Here is a 21,841-nt window from a genome sequence, read left to right as displayed (position 1 = left end):
ATGACTGCCATTGTCGGCCATCGCGGCGGACGCAACCTGTGGCCCGAGAATTCGATCGAAGGCTTCCGCGAGGCGCTCGCGCTCGATGTCGCGGCGATCGAATTCGACGTGCATCTGACGCAGGCCGGCGAGCTTGTCGTCATCCACGACGCCACGCTCGACCGGACCACCGAGGGCAGCGGCGCCGTTGCGGCCCTGTCGCCGACCGAACGCGCATCGATCCGCCTCAAGGGTTCCAGCGAAGCCATCTCGACGCTGGACGAGGTGCTCTCGCTCTTCGCGTCCGCGCGACCGGTCGAACTGCATGTCGAGCTCAAGGCCAACGCCGAGGGCGTGCCCTATGCCGGGCTCGAAGCCCTGGCCGCAGATGCGCTGGATCGGCACGGGCTGGCCTCGCGCAGCCTCCTCACGAGCTTCAACCCGGACGTGCTCGAGCAGTGCCGCCGCATCGCCCCGCATATCGACCGCCTCATCTCGATCAATGACAAGTCCGCCGAAAAGCTCGGTGGTCTGGCCGCGGCGCTCGATCGTGCGGACGACCTGGTGCGGATCATCGCTATCCACAAGGACCTCCTCGCCGCGTCCTGGACGGAAGTCACCGCGCGCATTGCCCCCTCGCTTCTCTGTGCCTGGACGATCAACGAACGGGCCGAGATCGAGACCTGGCTGGCAAGGGGCGTTGGCTTCGTCACGAGCGACGACCCGGTCCTGGCGCTGGAAGTCGCCGGGGAACGCGTGAATGGGTAGTATCAACCGACGCCAGGCGATCGGGGCCGGCCTGGCCGCGGTGGCAGCCTGGCCGCTGCTCGCCCGAGCGGGTGAGGCGCCCGGAGCGCCGACCTTCGCCCTCGGGGTCGCGTCGGGCTGTCCCAGGCCCGATAGCGTCGTCCTCTGGACGAGGCTGATCTTTCCCGAGGCGCCCTCCGACCCCTTCTCGTTCGCTCCTGTAGTGGAAGCTCCGCGTGGACCAGTGGAAATCGATTGGGTCATCGCCCTCGATCGGGAACTGACGCGGATCGTCCAGAGCGGCCGGTATGAGACGGTGGGCGATTTCGCCCATTCGGCGCACATTGAGGTCACGGGGCTCGAAGCCGGAATGACCTATTACTATCGCTTCGCCACCGCGACCGTTGCGAGCGCCGTGGGCCGGACCCGCACCGCGCCGCCCGCTGGGTCGATGGAGCCGGTCACCTTCGCCTACGCCTCCTGCCAGCACTTCGAGCAGGGCTTTTACGCGGCCTACCGCGACATGGCCGGACGCGACCTCGATTTCGTGCTGCACCTGGGCGACTACATCTATGAGAGCAGCTCGGGCGCCGGACGCGTGCGCTCTCATGACGGCCCGATACCGACCACGCTCGGCGAGTTCCGCGCCCGTCATGCCACCTATAAGTCGGACGCCAATCTGCAGTCGGCCCATGCGGCTTTCGCGTGGCTGCTGATCTGGGACGACCACGAAGTGGTCAACAACTACTATTCCGACGCGGCGCCGACCGCTCCTCAGGCCGAGGCTTTCCTGGCACGTCGACGGGCGGCCTATCAGGCCTGGTACGAGCACATGCCGGTTCCGCCGCACATAGAGCCGGGCTTCGATAACCTGACGATCCGCGACTATTATTCGTTCGGCTCCCTGCTCGATCTGGCTCTCCTCGATGCGCGCCAATACCGCACGCATGTCGCGCAAAGCCTGGCCGAAGCCGCCGACCCGGATCGCACCATGCTCGGGCCAGACCAGGAGGAGTGGCTGGCCAGGCGCCTTTCGGTCGCTCAGGCGCGCTGGACGATGATCGCCCAGCCGACGCTGCTCTCGGAACGGGTTTCCGGCTCGGGCAAGGAGGCGGATATCCTGGACGGTTGGGACGGCTATCAGGCCGCGCGCAGGCGACTTCTCGGCATGGTCGACGCCGCTGGGGTTTCAAACCCGGTATTCGTTGGTGGGGATGTCCACACGTTCTACGCGGCCGAGCTCCCTCGCGATTTTCTCGAACCGGCGCCGGGAAACCTCGCCGTCGAGTTCACCGTCGGCTCGATCACCTCGAACGGTCCTTCGGCCAAGGCGACCGCCGCCGCGCTCGCGGGCAATTCGCACATCAAGTTTGCCGAGGGCCAGCAGCATGGCTACGCCATCGCCCGGGTGAGCGCCACGCGCCTCGAAACGCAGTTCCTTGCCGTCAGCGATCGCGCCGATCCGGACGCCACCACCTTCAACCTTGCAAGCTTTGCCGTCGCCGATGGCGAACCGGCCCTCATTACGACTGGACCGCATACTTCATGAACGACATCGACCTGATTATCTTCGACTGCGACGGCGTGCTGATCGACAGCGAACCGATTGCCTGCCGGACGCTGGCAGAAGCGGTGACCCGGGGCGGCGTGCCGATCTCGCCCGAAGAGGTGCTCGTCCAATTCACGGGCAAGTCCGAGGTCGAGCTCAAGCAAATGCTCACCGTCCGCGGACTGGCGGACGCCGAGGGCGTTTTCGCCCACTGGCATGGCGAGCTCTACGAGACGTTCCGCCGCGAACTGGCGGTCATGGACGGGATGCTCGGGCTCGTCCGGTCGTTCGAGGTCATGCGCTGCGTTGCCTCCAACAGCACACTGACGCGGCTCGAAAGCAGCCTCGGCCTGACGCCGCTTTGGGCCGATTTCGCGCCGCATGTCTATAGCGCCGAAATGGTGGCCTCGCCTAAGCCGGCCCCGGATCTCATCGAACACTGCCTCGGTAAGACCGGGATCGCGGCCCGCCACGCGCTCATGATCGATGACAGCCCGGCCGGTGTCCGCGCGGCGCTGGCGGCAGGTGTGCGCGCCATCGGGTTCGTGGCCGCCAATGAAACCCGATCGGGAAGACCCGAGGCGCTCATGGACGCCGGTGCGCTGAGCGTCGCGGTCGGGGCGGACGAACTTGCCGATCAACTCTCGCGCCATGTCCGCATGGCAGTGCCACAACTCTGAGCGGAGACACAGCATGGCCACCATTGAAATCCACTCGGCCCAGAAGCGCTATCCGGGCAATGTGCTCGCCCTGAAGGGCATTGACCTGACCATCCAGGATGGCGAGTTGCTGGTGCTTGTGGGTCCCTCCGGCTGCGGCAAGTCCACGCTGTTGCGCATGATCGCGGGGCTGGAGACGATCTCGGACGGCACGATTGCTCTTGATGGCAAGGTCGTCAATGACGTGGAGCCGGCGGACCGGGACATCGCCATGGTGTTCCAGAACTACGCGCTCTATCCGCACATGAGCGTCTACGGCAATCTCGAATATGGCCTGAAGAACCGTGGCACGCCGCGCGCCGAGCGCGAAACGCGCATTGCGGAGGCGGCGCGCGTCCTGGAGCTCGAGCCATACCTGCATCGCAAACCCGCCGCCCTTTCGGGTGGCCAGCGCCAGCGTGTGGCGATGGGCCGGGCCATCGTGCGCAAGCCCCGCGCGTTCCTGTTCGACGAGCCGCTTTCCAATCTCGATGCCAAGCTGCGCGGGCATATGCGCGTGGAAATCCGGCGCCTGCAGAAGGCTCTGGGCGCGACCTCGGTCTATGTAACCCACGACCAGCTCGAGGCCATGACGCTGGCCGATCGCCTGGTGGTCATGAATGCGGGGCGGATCGAACAGGTGGGAACACCCTACGAGCTTTATGCCAGGCCCCAGACGACCTTCGTGGCGCGGTTCATAGGCTCGCCCGGGATGAACCTGGTGGCGACCGACGACCTTCGTGGCTCTTCGGCATTGCTCAGCCCTGCCCTCCCCGTGCGGGGCGGCATGATCGGATTCCGCCCCGAGGACCTCTCGCTGCAACCGATCGAGAACCCGGCGATCTCGCTGACCGGCAGGATAGAGGGCGTCGAGGTGCTTGGCGCCGAGAGCCTGCTCTATGTGAATGGCGGTCCGCAGATCGGCACGCTGATCGCTCGGGTTCCCGGCGCCTATCGTTCGGGAGCGCCCCTGGCTGAAATCACCCTGAGCGCCCCGATGGAGGCCGTGCACCTCTACGACGCCACCGAGCGCCGCATCAACTAGCCGGGATGGCGGGACCGAACCAGAGCGAGAGGGCTTGCACGAGCCCTTCCTCGCTCCCCTCGCCGACCCAGGCGACGTAGCCGTCAGGACGGATGAGGACGGCGGTCGGTGCGCGTACCGTGCCGAGCACGGGGAGTTCCCAGGGCCCGTCATGGCTTGCCTCGATGAGCTTGACGCGGCTGGCCCAGCCTCCGGCATCCACCGCGTCCGATTGGCCGAAGTTGATCAGCACTGGGCGCGCCTCGTGCAGGAGGGAAAATACGCGCATCGGGCCGGTCGCCGTCGCCAGGTCGAGGTCGGGCATGCGCCGGCCGAGGAGTGGATGACCCTCGCCCAGGTCGTAGCGCAGCTCGAGACCACTGAGGATACCGGCAAAGCGCTTGCGCGCTTCCTCGATGCCCAGGAGATCGGCCATGGCGTTGCGCACCGCGTCGATGCGGGCGCCCGGGCGCTGGAGCGTTCCGGCCGCCATCGTCATCTGCAGGACGCGGGCGTCCGCCGGGTGTCGCTCGGCGTGGTAGGTATCCAGCAGGCTTTCGGGCGAGGTACCCTTGATCACCTGCGCGAGCTTCCAGCCGAGATTGACCGCATCGTGGACGCCGATATTGAGGCCCTGCCCGCCTGCCGGATAATGGATATGGGCGGCATCGCCTGCCAGCAGTACACGGCCCTTTCGATAGGTGGCCGCCTGGCGCGTGGCATCGCTGAAGCGCGAGAGCCAGGTGGGGCTGTGCACGCCGTAGTCGCTGCCGAAAGCGGCCACCATGCCGGCCTTGAGATCATCGAGCGTAGGTTCACCCTGGTTGACCTGGCGCTCCGTCACCAACACGCCGACCGGCCCCTCGTCGGCATAAACGATCTTGCCATCGACGATCTTGTAATCGAGCCGACCGAGCGAGTGGATGCCCGCGTCATCGTGGCGAATGCCCCATTCGGGCGTCTCGGCGAGTTCGACATTGGCGATGATATTGCTGACCGTCGCCTCCCAACCCGGAAACTCGATGCCGGCGATCCGGCGAACGAGGCTGCGGCCCCCGTCGCAACCCACAAGGTACAGCGCGTCCAGAGACGTGCCGTCATCGAGGGCAATGTCGACGCCATCATCATCGGTGGAGAAATCGATGACCTCGCGGTCCCGGTAGACCGGAACGCCGAGGTCCCGGACCCAATCGGCCATGATCGGTTCGATCCGCGACTGCCTCAGGCCCAGGCCAAAGGGGAACCGCGTGGGAAAGTCGCTGAGGTCGAGCACTTTGCCAGCAAAGCCGGTCACCTGGGCCTTCTGGCCCTCGGCCACGAACCGATCGGCAACGCCGCGCTGGTCGAAAAGCTCGAGCGTGCGGGCATGAAGCCCTCCCGCGCGCGAGCCGACGACCTCGCTCGTGGGCCGCTTCTCGACGATCGCGACATCGACGCCGGCCAGCGACAGTTCCGCGGCGAGCATCATCCCGGTCGGGCCCGCTCCAACGATGACAACGTCATGGCTAGTCATTGCTGCACTCCTCTTGCGCTTCGGAGCCAGCCTTTTAGGCGATAGTGGCGGGCTTGAAGCAAGCCCGTCGTGCGTTACATATAAGTATGGGAGAAGGCGCTCAGCGCCGGTAGCGCAGGGCTTCAACCAAAAGCGCGAAGGCCGGCGAGGCCTGCCGGCGGTTCGGATAGTAGAGATGGTAGCCCTGGATTACCGGGCACCAATCGTCCAAAACCAGTTTGAGACGCCCGTCCGACAGGTATGGAGCCGCCAAGTCCTCCGGGACATAGGCGAGCCCCAGGCCATCTACCGCAGCGTTCAGGACCGGGATGGCGCTGTTGAAGGTGAGCTGGCCGTCGACCTTTACGTTGACCTTGCGACCGTCTTTCTCGAATTCCCAAGCATAGACCGAACCCGCTCCGGTGAGGCGATAGTTCATGCAGATATGCTCGGTCAGTTCCTGGGGCGTCTCAGGCGCTGGATGGTCGGCCAGATATTCCGGCGCCCCCACCACTACGAAGCGCCAATCCGGGCCAATCGGCACGGCGATCATGTCCTTGCTCAGTGCCTCGCCCAACCGCACGCCGGCATCGAAGCGCTCCTCGACAATGTCGGTGAAGCCGTAGTCGATGATCAGCTCGACCTTGATATCGGGGTAGCGTCGCAGAAAATCCCCGAGCTTTGGCCGGAAGATCGTGCCGATGACGTAGTCGTTGCAGGTGATGCGCACGGTGCCGGCGGGACGATCGCGCAACTCGCTCAGCCCGGCCAGTTCCACCGAAACCTGCTCCAGAAGCGGCCCAAGCGACCGGACCAGCCGCTCGCCTGCCTCGGTCGGAGAGACGCTGCGGGTCGTCCGCGCGAGAAGCCGGATGCCCAGCCGTTCCTCGAGTCCCCGCACCGAATGGCTGAGGGCCGAGGGCGTGACGCCAAGTTTGGCGCCCGCCTTGGTAAAGCTGCGCTCGTGGGCTACGGCGATGAAGGCCGCAATATCGTTCAGGTTATCGCTGGGCATTTGTGAATGAACCTCACAAGTTCATATCACATCTACCGGCTAATCCTTAAGCCGGTAAGGGCCTATCCTCCCCGCAAATCAAAATGGAGGGTCATGACAAATGGAAAAACGCAAACTCGGCCAGGGCCTCGAGGTGTCGGCCCTCTCGCTGGGCGGCATGGGCTACGGCAAGAGCCGCGACATTCCGGATCGCGACCAGATGATCACGCTGCTGCGCTCCGCGGTCGAACGGGGCATGAATTTCTTCGATACCGCCGAAGTCTACGGACCCTGGACGAACGAGGAGATGATCGGGGAAGCCTTTGCGGGCATGCGCGATCGGGTCATCATCGCCACCAAGTTCGGCTGGGACATTGACCAGGAGACGGGCGAACATCGCGGTGGGGTCAACAGCCAGCCGGCCCAGATCCGAAAGTCGGTCGAAGGCAGCCTGAAGCGCCTGGGAACCGACTACATCGACCTCTACTACCAGCACCGGGTCGACCCGGACGTGCCGATGGAGGACGTGGCGGGCGTCGTCAAGGATCTGATCGCCGAAGGCAAGGTGCGCTATTTCGGTCTCTCGGAGGCGGGTGCCGGCTCGATCCGCAAGGCACATGCGGTGCAACCCGTGGCGGCCCTGCAGAGCGAATACTCGCTCTGGACGCGGGAGCCTGAAGCCGAGATCATTCCCACGCTCGAGGAACTCGGCATCGGTCTGGTTCCCTTCAGTCCTCTGGGCAAGGGCTTCCTCACCGGAACGATCGATGCGACCAGCACTTTTGCCGACAATGACACGCGCAGCAGAATTCCGCGCTTCGCTCCTGAGGCGCGAGAGGCAAACCAGGCCCTCGTCGCGCTGATCCGTGCGATCGGGGAGCGCCACGGCGCCACGCCCGCGCAGGTGGCCCTCGCCTGGCTTCTCGCGCAGAAGCCCTGGATCGTGCCGCTGTTCGGCACGCGCAGCCTTGTACGGTTCGATGAGAATATCGGCGCCCTCAAGGTGGCGCTGACCCCGGCCGACCTCGCGGAAATCGAGACAGCGAACGTACGCATCCAGGGAGCGCGGTACCCGGAGGAACAGATGCGGCGGGTCGGGCTCTAGCTCGCCCTGCCGCTGGCTTCGTCAACGAAGGCCGTGATGAAATCGACGTCCGCGTCCCGGGCTCGGAAGCCGAGATTGATGGATTTGTGGAGGCCCGACGGGCCGACTCCGACTGTGGTAATCGGCAGCTTCGCCCCGTCCTCGCGGACGATCCATTCGGGCAGTACCGAGACTCCGCGCCCGGCAGCGACGAGTTGGAGCATCAGGTCAGTCGTCTCGGCCGGAACCCGGCGCCGCGGCTGGCATTGGGCCGGGATGAGGAAGCGGGTGAAGACATCGAGCCGGTCGAGGGCGACCGGTAGTGCGAACAGCACCTCTTCGACGAAGTCCTCGGGCGTCGCGAACGCCTTGCCCGCCAGTCGGTGGCGCTCGTGGACGACCAGCCGCAACTCATAGTCAAAGCATGGCACGAAGTGCAGGTCCGGTACGTTCAGCGGATCGGGCGTGGCCAGAAGGTCGATCTCCCCGGCCCTCAGCGCGGCGACGCCGTCGAAGCGAAACCCGGTGCGGATATCGAGGTCGACATCGGGCCAACGCTCCAGATACGGCGCCGTGACGGTCATGAGCCAGCGCTCGCACGGATGACACTCCATCCCAATGCGGAGTGTTCCCCGCCGCCCCTGTGCGACATCGACCAGCACGCGCTCGGCATGCTCGAACAGGGGCAGCACGGTTTCGGCGAGCTGGAGCAGTTGTTCACCGGCGCGGGTAAGCCGCATGGTGCGCCCGTTCCGCTCCCATATTCTGGCGCCCTGCCTCTCCTCGAGCTTGGAGATGGAATGGCTGAGTGCAGACTGGCTGACGCCCAGCCGTTCGGCGGCGGCGGTAATGGAGCCGGCGCTGACGACTTCCCGGACGATTGCGAGGTGTTGCCGTTCAATCATGAGCGGATTGCATGCTTGCGTGAATAATGACCATTTTCCTTCATGCTGAGGCTTTGTTAGACCAGCGTCAACATTCGGGCTGCGCGCCCTGAGCTATTAGCATGGGCAGCCCGATGACCGACGAGACGACGACGAAGCGCAATATCCTGGTTCTGGCCATGGCCCAGACCCTGGGCGGATCGAGCGGACCGATCGTCATTTCGCTCGGCGGGCTGGTGGGGCAGGAATTGTCCACCGATCCGGCCATCGTCACCCTGCCGGTCAGCCTCTACAACCTTGGCCTGGCGCTGGGCACCCTGCCCGCGGCCTTCATAATGCGCCGGTTTGGCCGGCGCTCGGGCTACCTTCTGGGCGCGGCGACGGGTCTAGTCGCCGGGCTCATTGCGGCCCTTGGCATCTATTGGGCGTCCTTCTGGGTCTTTAGCCTGGGAACGTTCGTGGGCGGATTCTATGCGTCTTACGTCCAGAGCTACCGCTTTGCGGCGGCGGATGGCGTGAGCGGGCCTCTCAAGGGCGTGGCCATCTCATCGGTCATGGTGGGCGGCCTGGCGGCCGCGATACTGGGCCCGCAGCTCGTCATCTGGACGCGGGAGAGCATTCCCGACGTGCCATACGCGGGCAGCTTCCTCAGCCAGGCGGCGCTCGCGCTGCTGGCCATCCCGGTGCTGCTGCTCCTGCGCTCGCCCGAACGCAGCGGGGTGCCGCAGGCGCAAAAGTCCGGCGGACGCCCGCTGTCGGAGATCCTGCGGTCGCCGCGCTACATCCTGGCGGTGGCGGCGGGCGTGGTATCCTACGGCCTGATGACTTTCGTCATGACGGCCGCGCCGGTGGCCATGGTCCATATGGGACACTCGGTGGGCAACGCGGCCCTGGGCATCCAGTGGCACGTGCTCGCCATGTTCGGCCCAAGCTTCATCACGGGTCGCCTAATGGCTCGCTTCGGCAAGGAGCGGGTCACCGCGCTCGGTCTTGCGATCATCGGCGTCTCGGCGATGGTGGCACTTTCGGGCACGGAGATCGTGCAGTTCTGGGTATCGCTGACGCTGCTGGGCATCGGCTGGAATTTCGGCTTCCTGGGCGCCACGGCCATGGTCACCGATTGCCATAGCCCCGAAGAGCGCAGCAAGGTGCAGGGAACAAACGACTTCATCGTCTTCGGGATCGTGGCGCTGGCTTCGTTCTCGTCGGGGGCGCTGCTGACATCGTCGGGTTGGGCAGCGCTCAACTGGCTGGTCTTCCCCGCCGTCGCCCTCATCCTCGTGCCGCTCATCTGGCGCATCCGGCGCGGAACGACATCCGCACCGGCCGCCGTCTGACCAACTAGAACTTGGCCGTGATGACGCCGAAGAAGTCCTGCTGAAAGGCGTTCAGCTGCATCGAGATGGTCTGGTAGGGCTTCTGGCGTCCCCAGGTCCAGTAGTCGAAGGTGATCTTGTTGGTCGCATCGATCGTGATGGGGGATTCGACCGTGATCATGTGACCGGTCATGCGGCCGGGCGAGATCATGTTGGTCCTGATCCACAAGGCGACGTGGTTGTCGGGCTCTTTCTTGATTGCCTTGATCTTGGCGATCGACTGGTCGGTGCTGAAGGACACTGAGGAATAGAGCTTGGTGTCCCCGTACCACTCGCTCAGTTCCTTAGCCGAGGTTGAGATGTCGTCGTCGTCCGGATCGCCCTCGAAGTCGAAGATCCAGTTCTCGCTGTCGCGCAGCGCGCTCATGAGCATCCAGTCCGCCTCGGGCGGGAAAGGCGGATGCTTGGCGGCCAGGGCAGCGTAGTCGGCATTGCGCAGGTCATAGCCGGCCCGCACCTTGAGCTCGCCCAGATAGCCCACGCCCGCGCCGTGCAGGGCATTGGCGAACTGGGCGAACTTGAGCGGATTGCGCTGCAGGATGTGGTGGTAGAAGGCCGCCGCGGTGCAAAGGCCCATCTTGCCCTGGTCGAAGAGATCAGGATCGCCCCGCAGGGCGTTGAGACGGGTGACGACCCGCGTCCGGTCGAGATAGGGCCAGGCCTTGGTGGCGTTGCCGAGCGCGACGGCGCCTGATTCCGGCTCCTCGCCGGTGCCGGTGATCTTGTCGATGAGCTTGCTGACGAAGTTCGAAGGCGGTTGCGTGTCGCCCCAGGTCGCCGAGAGAATTCCCGGGTTCTGCGAGTAGCCGGCGTCGCCGCCTCCCGAGGCTCCCGAAGTCCCGCCGCCTCCGGCGCCCGCGCCCGAAGCGCCGCCCGAAGTCGATCCGCCATCGGGAATGGCGCCACCGGCGGAGCCGGTCGCCGATCCGGCAGCGCCACCGCCCTTGCCGGCGGTCTTGTCGAAATAGTTGACCTTGGCGCCGTCCTGTGAGTGGTTGCTGCTGCCGCCGCCCGAGCCGCCGGTCGAGGGAACGCCGGCCGCCGCCGAAATGACCGATTTGGCGAGGTCTGCCGCGATGCGCATGCGTTCGGTCTGGGCCTGCAGGTGGTTCTGCATGTTGGTGCCCGCCTGTTGGCCCGCCGTGGAAGCCCCGGCGGCCGTGGCCTGAAGGGCGGCCTGTGCGAGCCCGATCGTACCTTGCAGGCCGCTCATGTCGCGGAACATGTTGCCATTCTGGATGGCGGTGAGGATAGCGGCAATGCCCGTCGGATCGGGCAAGGCCGCAGGCGCCATCTGGTTGATGATGGGGCTCGACAGCTGGCCGGGCGTGACGTCTTCAGGGGTGGCGCGGCTGCCCGATTGGATAGCGGCAATTTCGGTGGGCTGGAGCGGAATGGGCGAATCCTGCCAGTTCCAGAACCGGGTGATGTCGAGCTTCTCGGCCGAGTTGGCGCGCCCGAGAACCGCTTCGGCGAAGGTGCCGCCGCTGGCCAGGGGAACCACGTCGACGCTGGCCGAACCCACCTTGATGCCGCGTTCATTGAGCCATTTCGGCCAGGTCGCATCGATGGCGGGGTCAACGCCCATGCGGAACGCCAGGTAGTTGCCGACATAGCGGATCGGCTTGGGGTCGAGCAATTGCGCCACCGGCACCATCTTGCCGGCGATCTCGATCCGGTACCCCGAAAGCAGCAGCGCGATCTGCGCGGCGTCGAGCGAGCGGAACACCGCCTGGCTATAATAGGCGCGGTTGGCGGAAAGGTGGGTCTTGAGATTGGCGTTGACCCCGCCCGCCGAAAGTTTGACGACCCGGGTTTCTCCCGAAAATCCCTTGTCCACCGTCACTGCCGGCAGCTCGAGCGGGAAGCGCACGCCGTTCCGGTTGAGGGTCAGCGTCACCGTGGCGGTCACCGGGCCGCCGCTATTGGTGCCGCGCACGCCGACGCGGCTGACCTGGCTGGCAGCGACGGGATTGGTCGGGCCGAAGCTGGCGATGGCGTTGCCGGCGTTGTTGTGCAGCACGACCGAGAGGGCCGTGGCTCCGGCGACCACCACCGCGTTTTCGATCCAGACGTCGGCGGGCAGGAAGATCGCGTTCGAATTGGGCCGCAGCACCATGAAGTTGAGGAGCCCGGCGAGCGTCGCGACCTGGTCCCTGTTCCAGAGATGGTCGTTGACCTGCTCGACGGCATTGAGCGCGACGCTGAGCTGGAGCGGCGCGGCCTGTTGCTGGATGACGGGCTGGGTCGCAACCATTGCCTCCCGCACCGCCGCGCGGATGCCGGCAAGCGTGATCGGGGCATCTTCCTTGGCCGCGGTGGCGGCAACGGGCTCTTCGACCTTGGCGGCAAGCGCGGCGGCGGAGAGCACCGAGGGCTGCGCGGCAGCCTTCACGAAGACTACGTTCTTCCAGTAGTCGTCGAGCGTGACACCCAACCCGGCAAAGCGCGTCTTGGTGTCCGGAGTGACCTCGATCACGTCGAGGTTCCGCAGCGCAGAGCCGATTTCCCTGGTCAGCGCGGCGGCCGCCAGCACCGTCTGGAAGCGGCGGATCTGTTCTTCGTTGTTGAAATCGATCAGCGCCACGGGCACGAACAGCACCTGCTCTGCCTTCGCGAGCTGAACCTCCACCTGGTAGATCTGCACGACCTCGTAATACTGCACCGTCAGCGCATGCATGTGGTTGTAGTTGCAGATGACGCGCGTGCTGATGTTCTCGTGCTCGCTCTGGGAGACTTCCTTGACCACCGAAGCGCGTCGGCTGCGGCTCGAATGGGCGTGCTGGTGCGTGCGGTCGTTGATGTTCTGCATCATCGAGGCGGCAATGTCCCGTCGGCCCCAGGACGAGGAATAGCTCTCGGCGTGGGACTTGGAATCGGCCTCGCTGCTGCTGTAGCCGCCTGACACCGATGGTCCGCCGAGGAGCGAGCCGAGGAGACCGCCGCTGTACTCTCCCGCCAGCGACGTGCCGCTCTGGGAGGAGTGGCTCGTAGTGTCGGTGCTGGAAAACCCACCCTGGGCGTCCTGAGCGACGGCCTTGGTCACCTCGCTGATCGAGCGGTTCTGCGACATGTCGTTGGTCAGGTCGTCCGTCTCGTCGATCACCTCGGTCTGGCCGGCCCGGCTTTTGCGCGACCAGTCGATGACCGCCACGCGCGTGCTCTCGCCCGGCGCCAGTGCCGTGCTGTGGAGCAACTGGCCGAGCGTGACGCCATGGGCGTACCAGGATTGGTTGAAGGTGAGCAGCGCTCCCTTGGCGATCCGCTGGAAACCTTCGTCGGCCTCGGACAGCTTGGCCAGGTCGATGGGCTTGAAGTCGTTGCTGGCGATGTCGACGAACGGATCTGCCTCCGTCATGCGAATCTCGTCCATCAGCAGCGTGGTGTACTGCACCCGCTCGGTGGGGAACTCGCCCGTCTCCGGCAGGAGATCCTGCGGCATTTCCGGATCGAAGCCGGCGCTGTTCTCGGGGAAATAGACCGCATCCAGGATGTCCTTGGCGTGCAGGTAGCCCGGATAGAGCGCCATGTCGCGGATCGAGGCGGCGTCCAGCGCTTCGGCGATACCGTCCGCAGACGCGGCGGGCACCGCCTTGAGCGCGGCGATCGGCAGGAATTGCAGTTCGGCTATCGGAATGCCCGCCACGGTCGCCGCCCGCACCATGTCGGCGGTTGGCGAGCCGTGCTGGAAAAGCGGATCGTCGAGCGCCTGCGCTGCCCGCACCAGCTTGAAGGCATCCTCGAAGACGCTCGACGTGGCCAGGTCGAACACCGTTTCGACGTCCAGCTTCTTGAGCTGGGTGGCCACGGCCTCATTGATGCCCAAGAGCACCGTGACCGGCTGATGCAGAATCTGGCGAAGGGGAACGGATCGGAATTCGGTGCGCAGGTAGTCCGCTAAGCCACTTTTGGAAGACATGATCAGAGCTCCATCGAGGAGGCAGAACTGAGCTGTACAAAAGCTAGAATCGAAGGCTGATAGTCGCGGCTGCCGACGGTATTATATAACCCGTTATATGTCACTAGCGATCAGCGAAACCTGCCAGGCACAGCCAGCGCCTTGAATCGAAAAGAAAAAAGTGGGCTCCCGGCGGAGGACAGAACAGGAGCCCACTCAGTTAAGCTCGCGCGCCTGCGGCCTTGCGTATGCGCGCCGGCCGCCGCGTGGAGCGGGGGGAAGGTGAGATCACCGGCTGGACGGGCGCCGGCTCGAAGCTAGGCATGGCGTCCTGGTCCTTGAACCGGAGCGTGGTGATGTTGAAATCCTGGTAGCTGGCGTCGCCGTAAAAACCCAGGATCGGGACATGGAACACGCCGCCGGATACGCGGCTGAGCCCGATGTCGGCGAGGTCGTGGTCGCTTAGGCTGTCGAGTGCCGCGATGGTGCGCCGCTGGGCGAGCCACTTGACGGCGTGTTCAGTGAAGTAGTCGAACATCTGTCAGTCTCCCTCTCGTATCGATCTCTCTCGTCGCGCCGTTGTGCTTGGATTAGCATCGGACGGGGCCGATCTCGTGTGACGGGCGTCACAGCCAAAACGGTGCGGGGTAGAAATCGCCATGGAGCAGCCGACAGAGTCCGCCTTGCAGACCTCCCTGCTGTTCCCGGTGCTCAACGACACCGAGCGGCAGCGCTTCGTGCAGTCGGCCCGCCGCCAGCATTTCAAGGCGCAGCAGCCGATCTTCCGGATGGGTGACCCAGGGGTTTCGATGATGCTGATCGAAGCCGGTCTCGTGCGGATCAGCTACCCATCGGCCGAGGGCCGGGTGATCCAGCTTGCCGAGCTTGGTCCGGGAACCGTGTTCGGCGAAATTGCCCTGCTCGATGGCGGGGACCGGTCGGCGGATGCCAGCGCCGCGACGGATTGTGCTCTCCTGGTGTTTCCACGCCAGGAGGTGATGACGATGCTGGCGCAGAACTGGCAGCTCACTTCGACCGTGCTGCGCCTCCTCTGCGAGCGCCTGCGCCGCTCCGACGAACGGATGGCCGACCTGGCGTTCTTCGATCTGCCCGGGCGGCTGGCCAAGACACTGCTGGAGCGCGCCGCGCGCGGCCCCAATGGGCGCTATCGCGTCAGCGATACTCAGGGCGTGCTGGCTGAAATGGTCGGAGGCTCGCGCGAGACAGTGAACCGCTGCCTGCACAAGTGGGAGCGGGAGGGGTTGGTCGAACTCGTGGAGGGTCGCATCTACCTGCTCGACCGGCAGGCACTGGGCAACCTCGCACGGTGATCAGGCCTCGGGAAGCCCCGCCATGCGCAGGCCCTCGAGGATCGCCGCCATGCGCGTCGGGTCCTTCTGCGGCTGTCCCTCCCGAATGCGCGCGACGGTGACGCCGGGCGTGACGCGTTGCAGATATCCGAGGTAACGACGGGCTTCCTCGAGACGCCCCAGCTGTGCGTTGCCGGCGATGAGCATCCAGAGCGTGCAGTCGAAGTCGGGGTTGATGGCAAAGGACTTTTCGGCCCAGGCCAGGGCCTGCGCGAAGGCGCCCAGGCACATCTGCACGTGGGCGATGCCGGTGAAGGGGAAATGGGCGTCCGGGTCGCTCGGGCTCAACTGCAGGGTGCGCTCGAAATAGGCCATGGCTTGGTCCAGGCTGCCGCAATGCAGGTGCCCGATCCCCGCGACGAACAGCGCGACCAAATTGTTGGGGTTGGCCTCCACCGCCCGCTGGATGGTGATGAACCCGCGTTCGTATTCGTGGGCCGACACCAGCGCCATGCCGCAATGAGCGAGGACCGTGGCGTCGTCCTTGGCATTGGCGATTGCCGCCTGGGCGAGATCGAGCCCCCACTTGCGATCGTCCTCGCTCAGCGGCGCCCAGCCCATGCTGGAGCGATGGTCGAGGGCCCAGGCAGCGCCCGACAGCGCGGGTGCGAAGGTGGGCGAAAGCTCGGTTGCCTTGAGCAACAGCCCGAAGGCGGCGGCATTGTCCTTGGCGCGCACCGAATAGAGAAGCGGGAGGGCCTGCAGGTAGAGGTCGTAGGCGTCCAGGCTATCCGGACGCTCGCGGCGCGATCGTTCGATTTCGGCCTGCCGAATCTGCGGCTCGACCATTGCGGCGACGGTTTCGGTAATGCGGTCCTGGAAATCGAAGACGCTTTCGACCACGCCGTCATAGGTGTGGGCCCAGATATGGGCGCCCGTGGAGCCGTCGATCAGTTGCGCGGAAATCCGCAGGCGGTTCATCGCCCGCCGGACACTGCCCTCGAGCACGTAGCGGACGCCCAGTTCGCGCGCAACCTGGCGCACGTCCACCGCCCTGCCCTTGTAGACGAACGAGGAGTTGCGGGCGATGACGGCAAAGCTCTTGAAGCGGCTGAGGGCGGTGATCATGTCCTCGACCACGCCATCGGCGAAATAATCCTGCTCGGGGTCGCCACTCAGGTTCTGGAACGGCAGCACGGCAAGCGAGGGCAGCGGCCCGGTCGGCACCGGCGACGACGGTCCCGCCGACGACTTGGCCTCGAGCGCGTAGATATGGACCGGATGGGCGATGTGCTTGAGCTGGTGCTCGCCCAGGTGGCGCGAGGTGACCTCCGTGCGGTCGCGCACCTCCTCGAGCACCTTGCCCGACACGCATATGCCGCCCGGCTGCGCGTAGGCCTGCAAGCGCGCCGCGATGTTTATGCCGTCGCCATATATGCGCCCCTGGTCGTGAATGATCTCGCCCAGATTGATGCCGATGCGAAACTCGATCCGGCGTTGCGGCGGCACGTTGGCGTTGCGCTCGGCCATCGATGCCTGCAGGGCGAGCGAGGCCTTTACCGCCCCCAGGGCGCTGGGAAACTCCGCCAGGATGCCATCGCCCGCCAGGTCGACGACCCGTCCGCCATGCTCGTCGATGAGCGGCAGCACCGCGGCGCGGTGGGCCTGCAGGTCGCGCACGGTCGCCTCCTGGTCGGCGCCCATAAGGGTGCCATACCCGGAAATGTCGGCAACCATGATGGCTGCCAGCCGCCGTGAAAGTACCTGAGCCTCTTCGGTAATCACGCCACCCCCGTGGTGCGAAAACAGACTTACCGCATGGGTGGACTGTAACCCAAGGCGCGCCGCTCGAATACCTCCCTGGTGCGGCGCGAAATTGGGGGCGCCGACATGTCAAAGTTAAATGCCGTTCCGCGTGGCCGCTGCCAATATTGCTGGCCGCTATCCCGCGGCGTGGCGCAGCCGCCGTCCAGCCTCCGCAGTTCGGCCGGCGTGGTGCGCCACCCCTCGGGATTGCTCGAGGAGGAGCGGGCCGGTGAAATTTGGTGGCCCCCATTTTCACCGGCCTGACTTATGGTTGTGAGCGAAAAGAAAAGACAAAGCCGAGATCAGGAAATCAAGCGCGAGATCGCGCTGTGCCTGAGCAATATCCGCGTACCGGTCGGAGAGTGGCATAGCGAGGCGCGCAAGCTTCGCGAGATGGTCACCCGGCATGCCCATCTCGATGGCGCAATGCGCGAGCAGTTGGACCTGCTCGCGCTCAAGGTGCGCCAGTGCCGCGAGGAACTGGCCCTCGCCGGGCAGGCGCTTTCCCATGCCGCGGCCAATGACAGTCGTTTCCTCGACAAGGTGAGAAGCCTCGAGCATCTGGCCGAGGAGATCGCCGAAACGGCAGCGTTATGGGCGCAGGCCGCCGGCCGGTCCTGACCGCAGCGATTCCACAAGAAACGACCGTCTGCGGTGCCTCCGGCATCGACAAAAAGCGGCGATCGCAAGGCACGGCCATGCGTCCTGCCCGCGCGGGCCGGCACATTCTCGCGCGCAAACGAGGCGCGAAATCGCCAACGTTCACGGGTGTTTGCGGGCACCCCACTAAGAATAACTAATGGAGGGTATATCTCGAACTTATCCGGGCCGGATGCATATAGCGGCCATGCATCCGAGCACTCAGGAGAAAAGTTGGATGACCGCATTGCAGCACCTGAAGCGCAAAGGCGCCATCATGGCCCTGGCGTTTCTGTCGACGACCACGCTGGTCTCGGCCGCCGAAGTTACCTATGAGCGCCTGCTCAACCCGGAGCCCGGCAACTGGTTGACCAACAACCGGACCTATGACGGCAACCGCTACTCCCCGCTCGACGAAATCAACCGCGACACCGTCAAGGGCCTCAAGGTCGCCTTCACGGTTCCGCTCGCTCCGCCCAGCGTCGGCGCCGGCAGCTTCTCGTCCTCGCTTCAGGGCACGCCGCTGGTCGAAGACGGCATCATGTACATGTCGGACGGCTGGGGCCGCGTCTATCGCATCGACATGACCAAGGGCGATCGCGGTTTCATCAACTGGATCATGGACCCGCAGACCGATCCGGAATTCGCCACCGGCATCCTCAACAACCGCGGCGTCGCCCTTTACGGCAACAACATCTACTCGCTCAGCCCCGATGGCGCCTTCATCGCCACCGACAAGGAGACGGGCGAGGTCAAGTTCCGCGTCGAGACCCAGCAGAACCCGGCCGAGTACTTCTCGATGGCCCCGCTGGCCATCAACGGCAAGATCATCATCGGCCCGGCCGGTGGCGATGGCCCAATGCGCGGGCGCCTGGAAGCGCGCGATCCGGAGACGGGCGACCTGATCTGGACCTTCTATACCGTCCCGGGCGAAGGCGAAGCCGGCCACGAGACGTGGGAGAACAACGCTTGGGAAACCGGCGGCTCGGCCACCTGGGTCACGGGCTCCTTCAATGTGGCGCGCAACGAACTGGTTTGGGGTATCGGCCAGCCCTACCCGGCCTATTCGCCCAAGGAGCGCCCCGGCGACAACCTCTACTCGAACTCGACCGTGGCGCTCGATGCCGATACCGGCAAGCTCAAGTGGCACTTCCAGTACACGCCCAACGATAGCTGGGACTTCGACGAAGTCGGCAGCCAGCAGCTCTACAACGCCAAGGTCAATGGCGAAGATCAGCTCCTGCTCGGCCACTTCGGCCGCAACGGCTTCTTCTACAACCTGGACGGCACCAACGGCGCCTATGTCAACGGCGAGCAGTATGTGGACCGCGTGACCTGGACCAAGGGTCTGGATCCCAAGACCGGCAAGCCGGTCGAATACACGCCCAACGGCGGCGTGCAGACCTACCTGCCTGAAACACGCCTCGATGCCTCGGTCTTCACCACCGAAGGCGCCGACAAAAGCTACTGCCCGTTCATCGAGGGCGGCGTGAACATGTTCCCGACGACCTACAGCCCTCGGACCAAGCTGGTCTACGGCCTGGCGATCCAGGGTTGCGCGTTCAACCAGGCCGCCATTCCCGAAGACGAGTACCTGACCGGTTCGGTCAGCGCCGTCGATACGGCCACCGGCAAGGTTGCCAAGCGGCTCGACCTCACCTCTGCCCCCAAGGGCGGTGCATTCTCGACCGCGGGCGGGCTCGTCTTCGGCACGAGCGCCAATGGCGATCTCTATGCTCTCGATGACGAGACCCTGGAGCGCGTGTGGACCTTCAACGTGGGCACCATGATCGACGCTCCGCCGATGACCTTCCAGATCAACGGCAAGCAGTACATCGCCGTGGCCGTCGGCCCGGGCGGCGTGGGCATGAACTTCGAGAAGTACCCGGCGCGTGCCAAGGACGAGAACGCCAAGTCCATGGCGAACTTCCAGCAGGCGTCCACCCTCTACGTCTTCTCGCTCTAGTCGGAAGATCTCGAATGCGGCGGGCGCCACCCGCCGCATTTCCCGTTCAGAAGGAACTCAAATGCAGCGCATCGCGAAAATCATCCGCGTTGCCGCGATGACGGCGGCAGCCGTCCTGGCGGCAAGTTCAGTTTCCAGCGTCGCGTCCGCCCAGGACGCAAAGGCGACCTACGAGCAATCCCAGGTCGATGCCGGCTTCAAGGTATTCAAGGGCTCCGATTGCGCCGGCTGCCACGGCTGGGCCGGCAACGGCCAGAAGATCGGCGAGAACCCCGATGGTCCCTCCCTGCGCAGCATCGACATGGACGATGCCGTGCTCAAGGAGACCATCCTGTGCGGCCGGCCGGGTACGAACATGCCCAGCCACGACCCCAAGGCTTACACCGACGATCGCTGCTACGGCATGGATGCGGCGGCCGCCGAAGGCATGACCCCGCACAAGGGCAAGCCCATGACGTCCGACCAGGCCGATGACCTCGTCGCGTACATCCAGACCGAGCTGGTGGGCAAGTCCGACAAGCCGACCCTGGAAGAATGCCAGAAGTACTACGGCAAGAAGCCGGTGTGTAACGCCTACAAGTGAGCGGCAAAGTGGCGAGCTTGAAAATGCACAAGGCACTCGCGGGCTTGCTCCTCACCGCCCTGCTCGTGCCCGCGCCCGGTCTGGCGTGGGCACAGCCAGCCCCATCGCAGCGCTCCGACTTCTGGAGCCTCAAGGTGGGGGCGCCGGTTGCCGAGCAACCGGCCGACTTCCAGGAATTTGCCTGCGGCACCGATGGCGGCCCTCCGTCCACTCCCCTCAAGGGTTTCAAGGACTTCGCCACCTGCCCGGCCGACGCCTCAGGCCTCCACGAAGTCCAGTTCCGCTATGATGACGAAGTCGAATACTGGGCGCTGGCCATGCAGGTCGCGCCGGTGGCCGAGCGCTATGCCGGGACCAGCATCGGCGAATTCCCGGTGATCATCTCGGCGCTCTTCGACGATGGCGGGGTCCTGCGGGGCGTGCGCGCCGTCAGCGACGACCGCACGAGCCTGCGCAACCGGCGCTCCGCCTACACGCTCGCCATCTACCTCAAGGGCAAGTTCGGGACGGGACGCTGGACGTGCGAGGAGCTGCCGGCCACCGACGGACAAACCCCGGTCGGCAACCGCTTCGTCAAGCAGGATTGCACGGCCAGGTCCGAGGACGGGCTGGCTCTGAGCGTCAAGGCGCGCCTCCTCCATCGCCGCGGCCAAACGGCGATCGATCCCCATACCAATCAGGTCCGCAAGGGCGGCCAATATGAAAGCACGGCGCGTTTCGAGATGTTCGATCCCTCGATCACGGTGGTCGAAAATGCCCAGGACTAGCCTTTCGCTGCTCGTAGCGCTCGCGCTCACTGCCCTGCTTACGCCTGCCCTGGCGCAGGCGGAGACCGGAGACCGTGCGGCATTCCTCGCCGGCACGACCAATGACTGCCCCGGGTGTGACCTCCACGGCGCCAGGCTCAAGGGTCGCGACTTGACCGGAGCCAATCTCGAAGGCGCCGACCTCTCTGACGTCGTGCTCCACCGCGCCGTTCTGACCCGCGCCAATCTGCGGAACGCCAATCTCGTCGGCTCCAATCTTAACGTCACCGACCTCAAGTTCGCTGATCTGACTGGCGCCAACCTCGAGGGCGCGCTGCTCTACCAGGCGGACCTCTCCGCCGCGACGCTGGAAGGGGCAAATCTAACCGAGGCGCGCACCCAGCACGCCGACTTTTCGCGTGCCAAGATGGGAAACGCCGTCTGGACCGGCGGGCTTTCGGACGAAGCCGTGCTCGTCGGCACCGACCTGGCGGGCGCGACGCTCACCGGTACGCGCTTCTTCAAGGCGGACATGCGCAAGGCGAGCCTCGCGAGGGCCGAGATTTCGCGGGCCGTCTTCTATGAGGCGCGTCTGATCTCGGCGGACCTTTCGGGGGTCGTCGCCCATGACGCTGACTTCCGATATGCGCGCCTCACCGACGCAGATCTTGCCGGCGCGGACCTGGACGGCGCCCGCATGCTCCAGGCGTGGCTGACCGGGGCCGACCTTTCAGGCGCCAATATCGAAGCCGCCAACACCGGAGACGATCCCGCTCCGACGAATTGACCCATTTGGGTCACTACTGCCGCTGCCGATCTCGTTAGGGCTGGGAGTTCCTCCCCCAAGCACAACGAGCGGCACATGCCTGCAATCTATAGCTGGGTACGCTACAAGGTACCGCAAGTCGCCGGCGAGACCGAAGAGGCCTACGAGCAGCGACGCGCCGAGATCGACGCCATCATCGAAGGTTTTCGCTGGAATCGCTTCAGCGCCGAGGAGAGCGACGCGATGGAAAAGCGCCTGCAGGCGCTCAAGTCCGGGGTACCGGTGGGCGAACTGGCCTGA

19 protein-coding genes are annotated in these 21,841 nt (G+C 65.3%); 13 read left to right on the top strand and 6 right to left on the bottom strand.

Features of this window, described 5'->3' with window-relative positions; genetic code table 11:
• The 4 genes from FNA67_RS08335 to ugpC are packed head-to-tail and all read left to right on the top strand — an operon-like array spanning window position 1 to window position 4,018.
• Window positions 1-747: a glycerophosphodiester phosphodiesterase family protein gene (locus tag FNA67_RS08335; protein ID WP_147655721.1), complete on the top strand. Its 747-nt coding sequence runs from the start codon at window positions 1-3 to the stop codon at window positions 745-747.
• Window positions 740-2,275: an alkaline phosphatase D family protein gene (locus FNA67_RS08330; RefSeq protein ID WP_147655720.1), complete on the top strand. Its 1,536-nt coding sequence runs from the start codon at window positions 740-742 to the stop codon at window positions 2,273-2,275. Before FNA67_RS08335 ends, FNA67_RS08330 begins: the two co-directional genes overlap by 8 nt.
• Window positions 2,272-2,955 (top strand): HAD-IA family hydrolase, encoded by a 684-nt coding sequence (locus FNA67_RS08325; protein WP_147655719.1) that lies wholly within the window; start codon window positions 2,272-2,274, stop codon window positions 2,953-2,955. The genes FNA67_RS08330 and FNA67_RS08325 overlap by 4 nt, the downstream gene beginning before the upstream one ends.
• 13 nt (window positions 2,956-2,968) lie before the next feature.
• Complete coding sequence (gene ugpC / locus FNA67_RS08320; protein ID WP_147655718.1) at window positions 2,969-4,018, top strand: sn-glycerol-3-phosphate ABC transporter ATP-binding protein UgpC; 1,050 nt, start codon at window positions 2,969-2,971, stop codon at window positions 4,016-4,018.
• Here the strand turns inward: ugpC and FNA67_RS08315 are convergent.
• Window positions 4,011-5,510, bottom strand: coding sequence for an FAD-dependent monooxygenase (locus tag FNA67_RS08315; protein ID WP_147655717.1), 1,500 nt, complete (start codon window positions 5,508-5,510; stop codon window positions 4,011-4,013). The two genes, ugpC and FNA67_RS08315, sit on opposite strands and share 8 nt — an antisense overlap.
• A gap of 100 nt (window positions 5,511-5,610) precedes the next feature.
• On the bottom strand, window positions 5,611-6,504 hold the full coding sequence (locus FNA67_RS08310) for a LysR family transcriptional regulator (RefSeq protein ID WP_147655716.1): 894 nt from the start codon (window positions 6,502-6,504) through the stop codon (window positions 5,611-5,613).
• Between the two features lie 100 nt (window positions 6,505-6,604).
• On the opposite strand from FNA67_RS08310, the gene FNA67_RS08305 reads away from it, so the two are divergent.
• Window positions 6,605-7,588, top strand: a complete 984-nt coding sequence (locus tag FNA67_RS08305; protein WP_147655715.1) for an aldo/keto reductase — start codon at window positions 6,605-6,607, stop codon at window positions 7,586-7,588.
• On the opposite strand, the gene FNA67_RS08300 is transcribed toward FNA67_RS08305, so the two are convergent.
• A complete protein-coding gene (locus tag FNA67_RS08300; RefSeq protein ID WP_049704743.1) occupies window positions 7,585-8,472 on the bottom strand; it encodes a LysR family transcriptional regulator in 888 nt (295 codons plus the stop codon). The two genes, FNA67_RS08305 and FNA67_RS08300, sit on opposite strands and share 4 nt — an antisense overlap.
• Window positions 8,473-8,585: 113 nt before the next feature.
• Between FNA67_RS08300 and FNA67_RS08295 the strand changes: the two genes are divergently transcribed.
• Window positions 8,586-9,788, top strand: a complete 1,203-nt coding sequence (locus tag FNA67_RS08295) for an MFS transporter (RefSeq protein WP_147655714.1) — start codon at window positions 8,586-8,588, stop codon at window positions 9,786-9,788.
• 4 nt (window positions 9,789-9,792) lie between these two features.
• On the opposite strand, the gene FNA67_RS08290 is transcribed toward FNA67_RS08295, so the two are convergent.
• A complete protein-coding gene (locus FNA67_RS08290) occupies window positions 9,793-13,746 on the bottom strand; it encodes a hypothetical protein (protein ID WP_147655713.1) in 3,954 nt (1,317 codons plus the stop codon).
• Window positions 13,747-13,945: 199 nt separating this feature from the next.
• The gene (locus FNA67_RS08285; RefSeq protein ID WP_147655712.1) at window positions 13,946-14,263 is read right to left on the bottom strand and encodes a DUF1127 domain-containing protein; all 318 of its coding nucleotides are present in this window, start codon (window positions 14,261-14,263) and stop codon (window positions 13,946-13,948) included.
• 121 nt (window positions 14,264-14,384) lie between these two features.
• On the opposite strand from FNA67_RS08285, the gene FNA67_RS08280 reads away from it, so the two are divergent.
• Window positions 14,385-15,056, top strand: a complete 672-nt coding sequence (locus FNA67_RS08280; protein ID WP_147655711.1) for a Crp/Fnr family transcriptional regulator — start codon at window positions 14,385-14,387, stop codon at window positions 15,054-15,056.
• Here FNA67_RS08280 and FNA67_RS08275 read toward each other — a convergent pair whose 3' ends face one another.
• Complete coding sequence (locus FNA67_RS08275) at window positions 15,057-16,820, bottom strand: adenylate/guanylate cyclase domain-containing protein (RefSeq protein WP_244616543.1); 1,764 nt, start codon at window positions 16,818-16,820, stop codon at window positions 15,057-15,059. It abuts the gene before it with no gap.
• A 294-nt stretch (window positions 16,821-17,114) separates the two neighbouring features.
• Between FNA67_RS08275 and FNA67_RS08270 the strand changes: the two genes are divergently transcribed.
• From FNA67_RS08270 to FNA67_RS08245, 6 genes are all read left to right on the top strand, one after another.
• Window positions 17,115-17,462, top strand: a complete 348-nt coding sequence (locus tag FNA67_RS08270) for a hypothetical protein (protein WP_145976705.1) — start codon at window positions 17,115-17,117, stop codon at window positions 17,460-17,462.
• 256 nt (window positions 17,463-17,718) lie between these two features.
• Window positions 17,719-19,446 (top strand): outer membrane protein assembly factor BamB family protein, encoded by a 1,728-nt coding sequence (locus FNA67_RS08265; protein ID WP_170267253.1) that lies wholly within the window; start codon window positions 17,719-17,721, stop codon window positions 19,444-19,446.
• 61 nt (window positions 19,447-19,507) lie between these two features.
• Complete coding sequence (locus FNA67_RS08260; RefSeq protein ID WP_049704736.1) at window positions 19,508-20,029, top strand: c-type cytochrome; 522 nt, start codon at window positions 19,508-19,510, stop codon at window positions 20,027-20,029.
• 23 nt (window positions 20,030-20,052) lie between these two features.
• Complete coding sequence (locus FNA67_RS08255) at window positions 20,053-20,796, top strand: hypothetical protein (RefSeq protein ID WP_147655709.1); 744 nt, start codon at window positions 20,053-20,055, stop codon at window positions 20,794-20,796.
• Window positions 20,783-21,562 (top strand): pentapeptide repeat-containing protein, encoded by a 780-nt coding sequence (locus FNA67_RS08250; protein ID WP_170267252.1) that lies wholly within the window; start codon window positions 20,783-20,785, stop codon window positions 21,560-21,562. Before FNA67_RS08255 ends, FNA67_RS08250 begins: the two co-directional genes overlap by 14 nt.
• 75 nt (window positions 21,563-21,637) lie before the next feature.
• Window positions 21,638-21,841 (top strand): hypothetical protein, encoded by a 204-nt coding sequence (locus tag FNA67_RS08245; RefSeq protein ID WP_049704733.1) that lies wholly within the window; start codon window positions 21,638-21,640, stop codon window positions 21,839-21,841.

The organism is Youhaiella tibetensis, assembly GCF_008000755.1.
Classification (GTDB): Bacteria; Pseudomonadota; Alphaproteobacteria; order Rhizobiales; family Devosiaceae; genus Paradevosia; species Paradevosia tibetensis.
This window is presented reverse-complemented; position numbering and strand designations above follow the sequence as displayed.

What these genes read in the sequence shown, in the direction of transcription:
- FNA67_RS08280 (WP_147655711.1), top strand. Translation starts at nt 14,385, where the DNA reads ATGGAGCAGCCGACAGAGTCCGCCTTGCAGACCTCCCTGCTGTTCCCG.
- FNA67_RS08315 (WP_147655717.1), bottom strand. Translation starts at nt 5,510, where the DNA reads ATGACTAGCCATGACGTTGTCATCGTTGGAGCGGGCCCGACCGGGATG.
- FNA67_RS08300 (WP_049704743.1), bottom strand. Translation starts at nt 8,472, where the DNA reads ATGATTGAACGGCAACACCTCGCAATCGTCCGGGAAGTCGTCAGCGCC.
- FNA67_RS08310 (WP_147655716.1), bottom strand. Translation starts at nt 6,504, where the DNA reads ATGCCCAGCGATAACCTGAACGATATTGCGGCCTTCATCGCCGTAGCC.
- FNA67_RS08290 (WP_147655713.1), bottom strand. Translation starts at nt 13,746, where the DNA reads ATGTCTTCCAAAAGTGGCTTAGCGGACTACCTGCGCACCGAATTCCGA.
- FNA67_RS08255 (WP_147655709.1), top strand. Translation starts at nt 20,053, where the DNA reads ATGCACAAGGCACTCGCGGGCTTGCTCCTCACCGCCCTGCTCGTGCCC.
- FNA67_RS08245 (WP_049704733.1), top strand. Translation starts at nt 21,638, where the DNA reads ATGCCTGCAATCTATAGCTGGGTACGCTACAAGGTACCGCAAGTCGCC.
- FNA67_RS08265 (WP_170267253.1), top strand. Translation starts at nt 17,719, where the DNA reads ATGACCGCATTGCAGCACCTGAAGCGCAAAGGCGCCATCATGGCCCTG.
- FNA67_RS08305 (WP_147655715.1), top strand. Translation starts at nt 6,605, where the DNA reads ATGGAAAAACGCAAACTCGGCCAGGGCCTCGAGGTGTCGGCCCTCTCG.
- FNA67_RS08295 (WP_147655714.1), top strand. Translation starts at nt 8,586, where the DNA reads ATGACCGACGAGACGACGACGAAGCGCAATATCCTGGTTCTGGCCATG.
- FNA67_RS08260 (WP_049704736.1), top strand. Translation starts at nt 19,508, where the DNA reads ATGCAGCGCATCGCGAAAATCATCCGCGTTGCCGCGATGACGGCGGCA.
- FNA67_RS08250 (WP_170267252.1), top strand. Translation starts at nt 20,783, where the DNA reads ATGCCCAGGACTAGCCTTTCGCTGCTCGTAGCGCTCGCGCTCACTGCC.
- FNA67_RS08330 (WP_147655720.1), top strand. Translation starts at nt 740, where the DNA reads ATGGGTAGTATCAACCGACGCCAGGCGATCGGGGCCGGCCTGGCCGCG.
- FNA67_RS08325 (WP_147655719.1), top strand. Translation starts at nt 2,272, where the DNA reads ATGAACGACATCGACCTGATTATCTTCGACTGCGACGGCGTGCTGATC.
- ugpC (WP_147655718.1), top strand. Translation starts at nt 2,969, where the DNA reads ATGGCCACCATTGAAATCCACTCGGCCCAGAAGCGCTATCCGGGCAAT.
- FNA67_RS08335 (WP_147655721.1), top strand. Translation starts at nt 1, where the DNA reads ATGACTGCCATTGTCGGCCATCGCGGCGGACGCAACCTGTGGCCCGAG.
- FNA67_RS08285 (WP_147655712.1), bottom strand. Translation starts at nt 14,263, where the DNA reads ATGTTCGACTACTTCACTGAACACGCCGTCAAGTGGCTCGCCCAGCGG.